The 13286-nt window shown below is 69.8% G+C and carries 14 protein-coding genes; 5 read left to right on the top strand and 9 right to left on the bottom strand.

The window, feature by feature from the left end; all coding sequences use genetic code 11:
* Nucleotides 1-10: 10 nt before the first annotated feature.
* Nucleotides 11-469: an Lrp/AsnC family transcriptional regulator gene (locus SNA_RS36760; protein WP_030067050.1), complete on the bottom strand. Its 459-nt coding sequence runs from the start codon at nt 467-469 to the stop codon at nt 11-13.
* 192 nt (nt 470-661) lie between these two features.
* Here SNA_RS36760 and SNA_RS44915 point away from each other — a divergent pair, with 192 nt between their 5' ends.
* Complete coding sequence (locus SNA_RS44915; protein ID WP_275042045.1) at nt 662-796, top strand: hypothetical protein; 135 nt, start codon at nt 662-664, stop codon at nt 794-796.
* 9 nt (nt 797-805) lie between these two features.
* Here SNA_RS44915 and SNA_RS36755 read toward each other — a convergent pair whose 3' ends face one another.
* Nucleotides 806-1516, bottom strand: a complete 711-nt coding sequence (locus SNA_RS36755; protein WP_030067051.1) for a UbiX family flavin prenyltransferase — start codon at nt 1514-1516, stop codon at nt 806-808.
* A 117-nt stretch (nt 1517-1633) separates the two neighbouring features.
* Here SNA_RS36755 and SNA_RS36750 point away from each other — a divergent pair, with 117 nt between their 5' ends.
* Nucleotides 1634-2236, top strand: a complete 603-nt coding sequence (locus SNA_RS36750) for a rhomboid family intramembrane serine protease (protein WP_044368728.1) — start codon at nt 1634-1636, stop codon at nt 2234-2236.
* 90 nt (nt 2237-2326) lie between these two features.
* On the top strand, nt 2327-2950 hold the full coding sequence (locus SNA_RS36745) for a DUF4870 domain-containing protein (RefSeq protein ID WP_030067053.1): 624 nt from the start codon (nt 2327-2329) through the stop codon (nt 2948-2950).
* 73 nt (nt 2951-3023) lie between these two features.
* Here the strand turns inward: SNA_RS36745 and mqnP are convergent, their stop codons facing one another.
* Entirely contained in the window at nt 3024-3929 is a 906-nt protein-coding gene (gene mqnP, locus SNA_RS36740) for a menaquinone biosynthesis prenyltransferase MqnP (RefSeq protein WP_030067054.1), read from the bottom strand.
* Nucleotides 3926-5380 carry a menaquinone biosynthesis decarboxylase gene (locus SNA_RS36735; protein WP_044368726.1) on the bottom strand — a complete coding sequence of 485 codons (1455 nt, stop codon included), beginning with the start codon at nt 5378-5380 and terminating at the stop codon, nt 3926-3928. Before SNA_RS36735 ends, mqnP begins: the two co-directional genes overlap by 4 nt.
* Nucleotides 5381-5471: 91 nt before the next feature.
* Between SNA_RS36735 and SNA_RS36730 the strand changes: the two genes are divergently transcribed.
* Nucleotides 5472-5954 carry a PLD nuclease N-terminal domain-containing protein gene (locus SNA_RS36730; protein WP_030067057.1) on the top strand — a complete coding sequence of 161 codons (483 nt, stop codon included), beginning with the start codon at nt 5472-5474 and terminating at the stop codon, nt 5952-5954.
* A 43-nt stretch (nt 5955-5997) separates the two neighbouring features.
* Here SNA_RS36730 and SNA_RS36725 read toward each other — a convergent pair whose 3' ends face one another.
* Nucleotides 5998-6681 (bottom strand): DsbA family protein, encoded by a 684-nt coding sequence (locus tag SNA_RS36725; protein WP_241779992.1) that lies wholly within the window; start codon nt 6679-6681, stop codon nt 5998-6000.
* Nucleotides 6682-7350: 669 nt separating this feature from the next.
* Here SNA_RS36725 and SNA_RS36720 point away from each other — a divergent pair.
* Nucleotides 7351-8778 carry an alkaline phosphatase family protein gene (locus tag SNA_RS36720; RefSeq protein ID WP_044368724.1) on the top strand — a complete coding sequence of 476 codons (1428 nt, stop codon included), beginning with the start codon at nt 7351-7353 and terminating at the stop codon, nt 8776-8778.
* 162 nt (nt 8779-8940) lie between these two features.
* Here SNA_RS36720 and ccsB read toward each other — a convergent pair whose 3' ends face one another.
* The 4 genes from ccsB to SNA_RS36700 are packed head-to-tail and all read right to left on the bottom strand — an operon-like array spanning nt 8941 to nt 13251.
* Nucleotides 8941-10029 (bottom strand): c-type cytochrome biogenesis protein CcsB, encoded by a 1089-nt coding sequence (gene ccsB, locus SNA_RS36715; protein ID WP_044368722.1) that lies wholly within the window; start codon nt 10027-10029, stop codon nt 8941-8943.
* Nucleotides 10026-11870, bottom strand: coding sequence for a cytochrome c biogenesis protein ResB (gene resB, locus SNA_RS36710; RefSeq protein ID WP_030067061.1), 1845 nt, complete (start codon nt 11868-11870; stop codon nt 10026-10028). Before resB ends, ccsB begins: the two co-directional genes overlap by 4 nt.
* Nucleotides 11871-11873: 3 nt before the next feature.
* Nucleotides 11874-12635, bottom strand: a complete 762-nt coding sequence (locus tag SNA_RS36705; RefSeq protein ID WP_030067062.1) for a cytochrome c biogenesis CcdA family protein — start codon at nt 12633-12635, stop codon at nt 11874-11876.
* 4 nt (nt 12636-12639) lie between these two features.
* Nucleotides 12640-13251, bottom strand: a complete 612-nt coding sequence (locus SNA_RS36700) for a TlpA family protein disulfide reductase (RefSeq protein WP_030067063.1) — start codon at nt 13249-13251, stop codon at nt 12640-12642.
* Nucleotides 13252-13286: the final 35 nt, after the last annotated feature.

Here is a 13286-nt window from a genome sequence, read left to right as displayed (position 1 = left end):
TCTGGCCGCCTTACCGGTCCTCTTCGGGCAGCTCACCGACGCGGTTCTCCCACTTGGTGGAGAGCACGATCGTGGTGCGCGTACGGGAGACGCCCTTGGTGCCGGACAGCCGCCGGATGGTGCGCTCCAGGCCGTCCACATCGCCCACCCGCACCTTGAGCATGTACGAGTCGTCGCCGGCGATGAACCAGCAGTCCTCGATCTCGGCGAGGTCCTTGAGCCGGCGCGCCACGTCCTCGTGGTCGGCGGCGTCCGACAGGGAGATGCCGACCAGCGCGGTGACGCCGAGCCCGAGGGAGGCGGCGTCGACCGTGGCACGGTAGCCGGTGATCACGCCGGCCGCCTCCAGGCGGTTGATCCGGTCGGTGACGCTGGGCCCGGAGAGGCCCACCAGCCGGCCCAGCTCCGCGTATGAGGCCCGGCCGTTCTCGCGAAGTGCCTGGATGAGCTGCCTATCCACCGCGTCCATGCCCTCAAGCCTTCCAATCTTTACGCATTTTCGAGTTCTGCATGTAGAATCTAAGGCATCAGGGCTTCAAACCCTGCGAATCTGTTGGATCATTCGATTCGGATCACCGATTCCGGTAACCGGCTCGGACCTTCCCACAATCAGCGTCCACCAGCGACGACCTTCAAGACGACCTTCACAGGAGCAGTCACCGTGTACTCGATCGAGATGGCCTACGCCCGCATGCGCGAGCTTCAGGACCAGGCCAATCGTTCACGTGCCCACCGGGAAGCGGCCCCGCGGACCCGGCGCCTCTTCGGCCGCGCCGCCGCGGCAAAGAAGCGCTGACCACGGGAGCTACGACGGGTCCGCCTCCTCCTTGGAGCCTCCCCGCAGCTCCCCCTCCCAGCGCCGGTACAGCCCGTGCGGCACCTCGGCCGCATCGAGCACCCGGCCCGCGACGAAGTCCACCAGATCCTGGATGTGCGTCGCCCCCGCATAGAACGCCGGCGAGGCGGGCAGCACGACCGCGCCCGCCTCGTCCAGCATCACCAGCTGCTTCAGCGTCGGTCCGCTCAGCGGCGTCTCCCGCACCGCGACCACCAGCCGGCGGCGCTCCTTGAGCGTCACGCTCGCCACCCGCTGGAGCAGATCCTTCGAGAGCCCGAGCGCGACCCCGGCCACACACGCCGTGCTGGCCGGGACGATCAGCATCCCCTTGACGGGATACGAACCGGACGACGGGCCGGCCGCCAGATCACCGGCCGGCCAGTACCGCACATCCGCCAGATCCGCCTCGGTCACCGGGAACGCCCCCGGCTTGCCGTCCGCCCCGAGTGCCAGCCATTCCCGCAGGTCGGTGCGCCAATGCGCATCCCGGAACGCGATACCGGTCTCGTCCAGCAGCGTCAGCCGCGAGGCCCGGCTGACGACCAGGTCCACCGCCTCGCCCGCGGCGAGCAGCCCCCGCAGCACGGATGCCGCATACGGCGTTCCGGACGCGCCGGAGACTCCCACGACCCACGGACGGCGGCGGCGGCCGGGATCCGGCTTACTGGCGTTACTCATGTCGTTGTGCGGCGGCTCCACAACTTGAGCCTATCCGCAGGAACCACCGACCCCGTCACGACCGTTCTTACCTGTGCGCCCCTCGCGGGTGGGGGGACGGGAAGGGATGGCCGGACGATGACCGCACGTGCGAAGCCCGTGATCTGCCTGATGCTGATGCTGGGCTGGGTCGCGCTCCTGTGGCTGCTGGAGGGCGTCGACGTCCTGACCGGCGGCGCCCTGGACACCTTCGGCATCCAGCCGCGCGAGCCCGCCGAGCTGGTCGACATCGTCCCCGCCGCCTTCATGCACTTCGGCTTCGGGCATCTGGCCGCCAACACCCTGCCGCTGCTGCTCCTCGGCTTCGTCGCCGTACTGCGCAGCGGGATACGCCGCTTCCTCGGCGTCGTCCTGCTGGTCATCGTCGCCAGCGGCCTGGGCGTCTGGCTGACCGCGGCGCCGGGCAGCAACACCGCGGGCGCCTCGGGCGTGGTCTTCGGTCTCTTCGGCTATCTGCTGGTGCGCGGTTTCATCGAGCGCAAGGCCCTGGACATCGCCATCGGCCTGGCCGTCGCCGTCGTGTACGGCTCGATCCTCTGGGGCGCCCTGCCGACGACGGCCGGCCAGATCAGCTGGCAGGGCCATCTGTTCGGGCTGATAGGCGGGGTGGCGGCCGCGTTCGTCGTGCGGCAGCGCCCGCGTGCGGTCACTGCCCGAACCGCTGTCCGACCCGTCCCGTAGTCTCACATCGACGGAAACCGCCCGCTGCCGCGGCCAGTTGGCACCGGCGCGGCGACGGGCGACAGCAGCAGCGACACGGGGTGAGCCAGCATGTCGGACTACCACCAGCCCGGATACGGACCGTATCCCGGCGGGCCACAGCAGCCGTACGGCGCCCAGCCCGGCTGGGGCGACCCCTCGGCGGGCGGCTACGGCTATCAGGCCCCCGTTCCCGGCTATCCGGCGGGCCCCGCCTACCAGCAGCCCGGTCCCGGCTACGACCCCCAGATGTCCCCGCCCTCGAAGGGGCCCGCGATGTGGGCGCATCTGGGCGCGCTGCTGACCGTCGTCGTGGGCTCCGGGCTGTGCTGCGGCCTCGGCGGCTTCCTCGGCTGGGTCGCCCCGCTGTCCATCCGCAGCAGCGCCAAGAACCAGCACGACCCCTATGTCCGCCACCACGCCACCCAGGCGATGAACTTCGGCTTCACCCAGGCCATCGTGGTGTTCTTCGGCGTGGGCCTGTGGTTCGCCAGCGGCTTCACCTTCGAGGCCCTCTCCGGCGGCGAGAAGGCGAACAACGACGGTATTGCGGTGCCGCTCCTGACGGTGATGGGCATCATGGCCGCCTACGCCATATCCGGCATGGTCTGCGCCATCATCGGCACGGTGAAGGCCAACAGCGGCCAGCTGTGGACCTACCCGCGGCTGATCGCCTTTCCGATGGTGAAGGTCTGAGCCGTCCGGGCCCCGCTCCGAGCCGTCCCCCGGCCCCGCCGGGCCGTCCCGGCCCCGGCCGCGGGCCGGCCCGTCAGACCGTCAGCCCCCGCACCAGCAGATCCAGCAGCGCGCAGACGAACAGCGCGATGCCGATGAATCCGTTGACCGTGAAGAAGGCCCGGTTGAGCCGGGACAGGTCGTGCGGGCGGACGATGGTGTGCTCGTAGAGGAACGCGACGGCCACGATCACCAGACCGGCCCAGAAGAACACCCCGGCGCCGGTGGCCAGCGCGTACCAGACCAGCAGCGCGGTGGTGACGACATGGCTGGCGCGGGCGCCGTGCAGCGCCGCCGGGATGCCGAAGCGGGCCGGCACGGACTTCACGCCGTGCGCCCGGTCGGCCTGGACGTCCTGGCAGCCGAAGATCAGGTCGAAGCCGCCGATCCAGACGCCGACCGCCAGCCCGAGGATGACCGCGTCCCACGACCAGCTCCCGCTGATCGCGATCCAGGCGCCGACCGGCCCCATCGCCTGGGCGAGGCCGAGGATCGCATGCGGGAAGTCGGTGAAGCGCTTGCCGTACGGATAGACCACCATCGGGATCACCGCGATGGGTGCGAGGGCCAGGCACAGCGGGTTGAGCAGCGCCGCGGCACCCAGGAAGACCACCACGGCGATCAGCGCGCCGGTCCAGGCGGACTTCACGGTGACCGCGCCGGTGACCAGCTCCCGGGTCGCGGTGCGCGGGTTCCGGGCGTCGATCTCACGGTCGATGATGCGGTTGCAGGCCATCGCGAAGGTGCGCAGGCCGACCATGGCGACGGTGACCAGCAGCAGCCGGGCCCAGTGGACGGTCCGGTCCCACTGGAACATCGCGGTGAGCGAGGCGATATAGGCGAAGGGCAGCGCGAAGACCGAGTGCTCGATCATCACCAGGCGGAGAAAAGCCTTCGTCCGGCCCGGCTGCTGCGGGACCGCGGCGGCCGAGGCGGTCACAGTCCGTACTCCTTCCAGCGGCGGTCCACCAGGGCGGCCGTCCGCGGGTCGGACTCGACCATGTCGGGCCACCCCCCGTCGCGCGTATAGCCCTCCTCGGGCCACTTCTTCGTCGCGTCGATACCCGCCTTGCCGCCCCAGAACTGCTGGTAGGAGGCGTGGTCGAGATGGTCGACGGGGCCCTCGACGACGGTCAGGTCACGGGCGTAGTCGGTATTGCCGAGCGCCCGCCAGGACACCTCGTGCAGATCGTGCACATCGCAGTCGGCGTCGACGACCACGATCAACTTGGTCAGCGACATCATGTGCGCGCCCCAGATGGCGTGCATGACCTTCTGTGCGTGCTTGGGGTACTTCTTGTCGATCGAGACGATCGCGCAGTTGTGGAAACCGCCGGACTCGGGGAGGTGGTAGTCCACGATGTCCGGCACGATGATCTTGAGGAGGGGGAGGAAGAAACGCTCCGTCGCGCGGCCCAGCGGACCGTCCTCGGTCGGCGGGCGGCCCACCACGATCGACTGGAGCAGCGGCCGCCGACGCATCGTCACACAGTCGATCGTCAGCGCCGGGAACGGCTCCTGCGGCGTGTAGAAGCCCGTGTGGTCGCCGAACGGGCCCTCCGGCAGCATCTCGCCGGGCTCCAGCCACCCCTCCAGCACGACCTCCGCGTTCGCCGGGACCTGGAGCGGAACGGTCTTGCAGTCGACCATTTCGATCCGCTTGCCCTGGACGAAGCCCGCGAAGAGGTATTCGTCGATATCGCCGGGCAGCGGCGCGGTCGAGGCGTAGGTGACGGCCGGCGGGCAGCCGAAGGCGATGGCGACCGGCAGCTTCTCACCGCGCTTGGCGGCCACCTGGTAGTGGTTGCGGCTGTCCTTGTGGATCTGCCAGTGCATACCGATGGTGCGCTTGTCGTGGCGCTGGAGGCGGTAGAGGCCCAGGTTGCGCACGCCGGTCTCGGGGTGCTTGGTGTGGGTCAGGCCCAGATTGAAGAAGGAACCGCCGTCCTCGGGCCAGGTGAACAGCGCCGGGAGCCGGTCGAGATCGACCTCGTCGCCCCGCAGCACGACCTCCTGGACGGGCGCGTCGCCCTTCACCTTCTTCGGCGGGACATGCGTCATCCCGGCCAGCTTGCCGAACGCCTCCCGCACGCCGACGAAGCCCTGCGGCAGCTCCGGTTTGAGCAGTCCGGCAATCTTGTCGCTGATATCGCCGTACGCCGTGAGGCCGAGCGCCTTGAGCAGGCGGCGGTCGGTGCCGTACACGTTCATCGCGAGCGGCATCGCCGAGCCCTTGACGTTCTCGAAGAGCAGCGCCGGGCCGCCGGACTTCTGCACCCGGTCCACGATCTCGCCGACTTCCAGATACGGGTCGACCTCGGCCTTGATCCGCTTGAGGTCGCCCTCGCGTTCCAGGGCCCGCAGCAGCGCGCGAAGATCGTCGTAAGCCATGCGCTCCAGTATCCGGTACGCACTACCCTGTACGGGTCACCGGGCCCCGTCGCGGGCCCGCCGTCCAGTCGCGCCGGGGGTCGTTGCGACCATGTTCCTCCTCAGGTATCTGCCGTTCCTGCTGGTCCTGGCCCTGTGGATCTACGCCTTCATCGACTGCCTGAACACCCCCGAATCGCAGGTGCGCGGGCTGCCGAAGGTGGTGTGGGTGCTGGTCATCCTGCTCTTCGGCGAGGTGCTGGTCGGGCCGATCGCCTGGCTGGCGGCGGGCAAGCACCGCGGGCCGGTGACGGGCGGCGGCAGCACGCCCGCGGAATGGCACCGCAACCACAGCAGTGCGGATGGGGTCTCCCCTGCTCGAGCGAAGCCGAGAGCTCGGGGATGGATCGCGCCGGACGACAACCCGGAGTTCCTCAGGTCCCTCAAGGAGGAGAACAAGAAGGACGAGGCGCTGCTGAAGGACTGGGAGGCCGATCTGCGCCGCCGCGAGGAGGAACTGCGCCGCAAGCAGGAGGGCGCCCAGGACGGCACGGCGAACGGTCCCGAGGACACACCCCCGGCCGCCAAGGAGTAGGCGCGGGCCGGGGGCGAGGCCGGCGGGAGCGGGACGGCGGCGGTCAGGGGGCCGCTGCGGCAATGACGCGCCGCGCCTCCTTGCCCACGAGACCGGTCAACTTGGCGGGCGTCAGCTGCGTCGCGGGGGCGGGAAGGGTACGGCCGTTGAGCCGGATGATGGGGACGTCGCCAAGGTGCGCGTTGGCGTATTCCGACTGGGACGTTGCCACCCACCCTGTTCGCTCGTCCCTGTCAACACACAGCTTGAACGCGTCGTGTTCGATCTTCCCGGCCTTCTTCGCCAGCTTGGTGAGCAGCTCCCGGTCCTTCAGGGCGTCGTTTCCGGGAGCGGGCTGGTGCTGCCACACCTGATCCATGAACGCACTGAACCGCCCCTGGTCCTGTGCGCAGGCGGCCGCGGCCGCCGCTTCCTTGGCACCGTTTCCGCCGTACTGTGCATCGCTCTGCGTGACGAGTCGGTAGTTGATCTGGACCTGTCCGGAGGCCAGAAGCCGGGAGAACGTGGAGGCGTACTCCTGGGCGAACTTCTTGGACTGCGGGCTGCGAGGGTCCTCGAACACCGTGAGCGTCACCGGTACGGTCGGCCGCACCGGCAGTTCCAGTTTCGTGCTCCCCGTCCCCACCGCGTTGGTGGGTGCGTCCACCACACTCGCTCTGCCGGCACGCACACCATGGCCGACCGCCGCCGCCGCTCCACACACCACCGCGAGGCCGACAGCGATCACCGCGTAGTTGCTCCAGTTGCCTCGCGTCGAACGAGGTCCTCCCTGTCGAGCGGACTCGCTCTCGCGCTCCTTGGTTGCCTTTGACGTCACCATGCGCACCTCTATCCCAGGACAATCGACTTACTCGGCGACGGAGCCACTTGCACCACCGCGCCTCCGCCGCCACCACGCGGAACGAGGCACTGCTTCGGCGAAGCCACTGTGCCAGGGTTCTCGCCGCCTCCACCGATCGGGTGGCACCTGTGGCGCCGGCCAGGAGACCGGGCCGGCCATCGAGATCGACCGGGCCGGTTTCGCCGATGAGCGGACGGTGGGCATCACGGACGTCACCGGGCTCGCCCATGAGGTCCCTGCGCGGGTGCGCGCGGGCGAGCCGGCGGCGGCCGCCGCGCTGCCGCCCGTAGCGCGTCCCTACCCGGCACCCGAGGGAACTCCGGGGCTTGTCCGCGTGTCCTGACACGTGGCCGGAAACACGCAGTCCGGGCGATGTACCGTCCGCGGCGCGCTGCGGCGTGCGGCGTGGCGGACGTGGCGTTGACCAGCCAACTCGCGGCCGTTCACGGCCAGTTGAGGCAGCGTTCAGCCATCTCCCCCTGCCCGGGAAACCGGGCCGCCGCCACAGTCGCATCGGCCACCGAGGCCGTACGCGATTCAGGGAGAGTGGCACATATGCCTGATATGACCCGACGCAGACTCCTCGGCTCAGCGGCCGGAGCGATCGGCGGCGAAGCCGCGCTGTCGCTGCTGCCGCCCAGCGTCCAAAAGGCCGTCGCCGCCGGTCCGCCGCGTCGCGGTTCACTGCGGGACATCGCGCACGTCGTGATGCTCATGCAGGAGAACCGCTCGTTCGACCACTACTTCGGCACGCTGCGCGGGGTCCGCGGTTTCGCCGATCCGGACGCGCTGACACTGCCTGACGGCCGGTCGGTCTTCCACCAGCCGGACGCGCAGAATCCGGACGGCTATCTGCTGCCGTTCCACCTCGACACCCGTTCCTCCAGCGCACAGGTCATCCCCTCCACCAGCCACGCCTGGTCCGTCCAGCACGAGGCGTGGAACGGCGGGAAGATGGACCGCTGGCTGCCCGCGCACCGCAAGGCCGACGGGATCAACGGGCCCTATGTGATGGGCTATCACACCCGCGAGGACATCCCCTTCCAGTTCGCCCTCGCCGAGGCGTTCACCCTCTGCGACAACTACTTCTGCTCGGTCTTCGGCCCCACCTGGCCCAACCGCCTCTACTGGATGACCGGCACCCTCGACCCCGGCGGCACCCGCGGCGGGCCGGTCCTGAACAACACCGCGCCCAGGCCGTACCGCTGGACGACGTATGCGGAGCGGCTGGAGGCGGCCGGCATCAGCTGGAAGGTGTACCAGGAGGAGGACGACTACGGGTGCAATCTGCTGGAGCAGTTCCAGGCGTTCAGGGACGCCAAGCCGGGCGATCCGCTCCACGAGCGCGGGGTGCGGGCGCAGCCGGCCGGGACCTTCGAGGACGACGCCCGCAATGACCGGCTGCCGGCCGTCTCCTGGCTGATCCCCACCAGCACCCAGTCCGAGCACCCGGACTATCTGCCGGCCGCCGGCGCCGACTACGTCGCCAAGAAGATCGAGGCGATCGCCTCGAACCCGAAGGTATGGCGCAAAACCGTCTTCATCCTCAATTACGACGAGAACGACGGGCTGTTCGACCATGTGGCGCCGCCGGTGCCGCCACCGGGGACGAAGGACGAGTTCGTGGGGGGCCTGCCGATCGGCGGCGGCTTCCGGGTGCCGTGTGTGATCGTCTCTCCCTGGACGGTCGGCGGCTGGGCCGCGGGCGACCCGTTCGACCACACCTCGGTGCTCCAGTTCCTGGAGCGGTTCACGGGCATCCGGGAGCCCAATATCAGCGCCTGGCGGCGCTCCGCCTTCGGCGACCTGACCTCCGCCTTCGGCTTCGGCAACGCCGCGCCCCGGCCCCCGCGCCTGCCGGACGACACCGCCGAGCAGCTGGTCGAGGCGCAGTGGGAGGTGGCGCATCTGCCGCGGCCGGCGCTGCCGGGTGCGGACCAGCAGATGCCCCGCCAGGAACGGGGGCGGCGCAAGCGGCGCTGAGCCGCGGACGACGGCCGGACGGCGGAAAGACGGCGGTGCCGTACGGGGCCGGGCTCATGGCGGGCCCGGTTCCGTACGGCACCGTGGTGTGTGTGGGGGGACTCCCGCGTGGTCGGACTGCCGTGCGGTCAGACTCCCGGCGTCGTCAGACTCCCCGCGCGATCAGACTCCCGCGTAGGAGTGCAGACCGGTGACGAAGATGTTCACGCCGTAGTAGTTGAACAGGTAGCAGGCGAAGGCGATCAGGCCCAGCACGGCGGCCTTGCGGCCCTTCCAGCCGACCGTGGCGCGGGCGTGCAGGTAGCAGGCGTAGCCGACCCAGGTGATGAAGGCCCAGACCTCCTTGGGGTCCCAGCCCCAGTAGCGGCCCCAGGCGGCCTCGGCCCAGATGGCGCCCGCGATGATCGTGAACGTCCACAGCGGGAAGACGATGGCGTTGATCCGGTAGGCGAACTTGTCCAGGGAGGCGGCCGAGGGGAGCCGTTCCAGGACGGAGACGGCGAAGGCGCCGGGCTGCGGGCCGTCGGGGTCGGTGAGCTTGTCCTCGTAACGGTCGCGGAAGAGGAAGAGCAGGGTGGCGACCGCGCCGAGGTAGAGCGCAGCGCCGGAGATGATCGCGCAGCTGACGTGGATCCACAGCCAGTAGGAGTGCAGCGCGGGCACCAGCTGGTCGCTGGCGGTGTACAGGACGCTGATGGCCAGGCCCAGGTCCAGCAGGACGGTGGTGACCAGGGGCAGGCCGATCCAGCGGACGTTCTTCTTCAGGACGAGCAGCAGCAGGTAGAAGCTGACCGCGACGGCGGCGAACGTCGTGGAGAACTCGTACATGTTGCCCCAGGGGGCGCGCTGTACGGACAGGGCGCGGGTGATCACGCCGCCGACGTGCAGCGCCCAGGCCAGGACGGTCAGCGAGATCGCGATCCGGCCGTAGAGGTCGCCCTTCTCGGTGCCGCCGTGGGCGCCGGGGCCGTCGGGGACGTCACGGCTGCCGGAGACCGACCGGGTGACGATCTTGGGGCGCTCCAGTACGGCGGTGCCCCCGCCCTGCTGGGCCTTCTGAACGGTGACCGCGGCGGGCGCCGTGGCCTCGCCGGTCAGCGCCGCGGCCGTACGGCCGACCTTGCTGCGGCTGCCGAACACCCACTCCGCCATATGGGCGAGGAAGGCGAGCGTATAGACCGCCATCGCCGAATAGACCAGCACATTGCTTTGGTGGGCCAGTGTCTCGTTGGCCGCGGCAGCGAGAGTCACGCACGCGCTCCTTCGGAGGGATCAGCAGGATCGGCAGAGTCGGTGGGCTCCGTCGGGTCTTCGTCGGCGGCCTCGGCCGCGGGGGGTTCGGGGGCGAGCGGCGCGTGCGGGGCGAGCGCCTCGGCGAGGTGGCCGAGTTCGTCCGGCAGCCGGGGCGATTCGCTGCGGCCCAGGCCCGCCATCTCGACGACGGTGACGCCGACGCCGTTCTCCTCGACCCGCTCGGCCCGCACCCACACCCGGCGCCGCTGGATGAACAGCGAGCCGGCCAGGCCCAGCAGGGCGGCGACCGCACCGGTCAGCGCGAGGCCGTTGCCGGGCTGGTGGGTGATCTTGAAGCTGGCCCAGGACTTGATGCCCTCGAAGGTGATCGAGCCCTGGCCGCCGGGCAGCTGCATCGTGCTGTCGGCCGCGACGTCCTTCGCCGTCAGGCCGCCCTTGACGCCGGCGTGCTGCCGGACACCCCGCTCCAGACGGTCCTTGGGCATCAGCATCTTCTTGAAGATGTTGCCCTTGGCGTCCTTGTACTGCTTCATCCGCTTGGTGTCGAGCTGGTAGACGTTCTGCGGCAGGCCGGAGTCGACGCCCAGATCGCCGTGCCAGGCGTTGACCGCCAGGACGGGGAAGTCCGGCGCGGGGAACTGCGAGAACATCGACCCGGAGTTCTTGCCGCCGAAGGTCGGCACGAACAGCCCGTTGAATCCGAGCTGGTTGCGCTTGCCGTCCTTGGTCTGCGCACCGGGCACCTTGACGACGCCGGTCGAGGTGAAGTTCTTTGGATCCTGGGGCAGGAAGGGCACCGCGCCGTGGTAGACGACCTTGCCGCGGCCGTCCTTGACGGTGACCACCGGCGAATAGCCGTGGGAGAGCAGGAAGACCTTGTTGCCCGCGATGTCGAGGGGGCTGTTCACCTCGATCGACCTGTGGTGCTCCGTGCCGTCCGCGCCGGTGAAGTAGCTGATGTCGGCGCGGAAGATACGCGGGGTGCCCTTCTGCGGCCCGGTCCGCTCGTACGTCGCCACGAACCGCTTCAGCGAGAAGCCGAAGGGCTCCATGGTGTCGGTGTCGAAGAACGGGCCGGACTTGAAGTCGTCGTACTGGACGAGGCTGTTGGAGAAGCCGTCGCCCTCGGTGACCAGCTTGCCGCCCTCGGACTTCCACAGGCTGCCCACGGCGAACGCCACCAGCATCACGATCAGCGCGACGTGGAAGACGAGGTTGCCGACCTCGCGCAGATAGCCCTTCTCGGCGGCGACCGCGGTGCCGGCGCGGTGCGCCCTGAAGCGCCGCTTCCTCAGCATCCGCTGCGCCGCGTCCAGGACGGCCTCGGGCTCGGCGTCCGTACGCCAGGTGGTGTACGCGGGCAGCCGGGTCAGCCGGCGGGGTGCGGCCGGGGGGCGGCCGCGGAGCTGGCCGACGAACTGCCAGGTGCGCGGCACGATGCAGCCGATCAGCGAGATGAACAGCAGCAGATAGATCGCCGAGAACCACACCGAGCTGTAGACGTGGAACATCCCCAGCTTGTCGTAGATCGCGCCCAGGGTGTCGTGCTCGGACTTGAACTGCTCGACCTTGACCGGGTCGATGCTGGTCTGCGGGATCAGCGAGCCGGGGATCGCGCCGATGGAGAGCAGGAAGAGCAGCAGCAGCGCCACCCGCATGGAGGTCAGCTGGCGCCAGAACCAGCGCGCCCAGCCGATCGGGCCGAGCGAGGGGAAGGAGATGTCCTCCTTGGGGGCGGTGGAGAGCTGGGATCCGGCGGCGCCGAGATCGCCCCCCGCGTCGGAGGCGGCGGCTGCGCCGGTGTCCGGTTCGCGGGGGGTGCCGGTCGTGGTGGCCATCAGTCAGATCCCAACATTGAAGCTTCGCGTCCAGACCTGGAGATCCTGCATCAGGCTGTCCCAGACGCCGGTGACCAGGAGGACGCCGAGCGCGATCATCATGCCGCCGCCGATCCGCATGACCCACTGGTAGTGGCGCTTGACCCAGCCGAACGCGCCGAGCACCCGGCGGAAGGCCAGCGCGACGGCGATGAACGGCAGGCCCAGGCCCAGGCAGTAGGCGACGGTGAGCAGGGCGCCCCGCAGGGCGCTGGCATCGTAGAACGAAAGGGTGCCGACGGCGGCGAGGGTGGGGCCCATGCACGGCGTCCAGCCGATGCCGAAGAGGGCTCCGAGCACCGGCGCGCCCACCAGCCCCATCGTGGGCCTGATGTGGAAGCGCAGCTCGCGCTGGCCGAAGCGGGTCAGGACGCCGGCGAAGGCCAGCCCGAGCAGGATCATCAGCACGCCCAGGATGCGCGAGATGACGTCGCGGTACTCCTGGAGGGTCTGCCCGAAGTAGCCGAAGAGGGCGCCGGTGGAGACGAAGACGGCGGTGAAGCCGAGGACGAAGAGGGAGGCGCCGGCCAGCATCCGGCCGCGGCGGGCCTCGGCGAGGTCGGTGCCGGTGACGCCGGTGACGTACGACATATAGCCGGGGACCAGCGGCAGGACGCAGGGCGAGAAGAAGGAGACGAGCCCGGCGAGCAGGGCGACGGGCACGGCGGCGAGCAGGGCCCCGGAGACGATGGTGTGGTTCTCCGCGGCGGCGGCGAGCTCGATCACGCGATCACTTCTCCGCGATCAGCGGGTCGATCATCTTGTGCAGATCGGCCGCGGTGAGGGGGCCCAGCGAGCGGGCGGCGAGCTTGCCGTGCCGGTCGATGGCAAGGGTGGAGGGCACCGACTGCGGGTTGAGGCTGCCCTTGGGGAAGCGCAGCATCAGCTTCCCCTCCGGGTCGTACAGGCTCGGGTAGGGGATCTTGTGCTCTTCCTCGAAGCTGACCGCCGGCGTCTTGTCGGTGTCGCGGGTGTTGATCCCGAGGAACTGGACGCCCTTGCCCTTGGTCTCGCCCGCGACCTTGGCGAAGTTGGGCGCCTCGGCACTGCACGGCCCGCACCACGATCCCCAGACGTTGAGGACGATGACCTTGCCCTTGTAGTCGGCGAGGCTCAGCTTCTTGGTGCCGGTGGTGGTCTGCGCGGACAGCTCGGGCGCCGGCTGGCGGTCTGCCTTGGGCACGGTGGCGATGCCGTTCTTGCCCTGGACGAACCGGGTCTGGGCCGAGCCGCCGGAGGTGCCCTCACCACAGGCGCTCAGCGTCAGCGAGGCGGCCGCGGCCCCTGCGGCGAACAGGACGAGTCGGCGGCGGCCGGTGCGGCGTGGACGGCAGGCACTCATGTGAAAAGTTTCGCATGGGCCGATTCCGGATCTTC

It is taken from the genome of Streptomyces natalensis ATCC 27448 (assembly GCF_000935125.1).
Lineage (GTDB): Bacteria > Actinomycetota > Actinomycetes > Streptomycetales > Streptomycetaceae > Streptomyces > Streptomyces natalensis.
The sequence above is the reverse complement of the archived record's forward strand: the minus strand, read 5'-3'. Positions and strand labels throughout refer to the sequence as shown.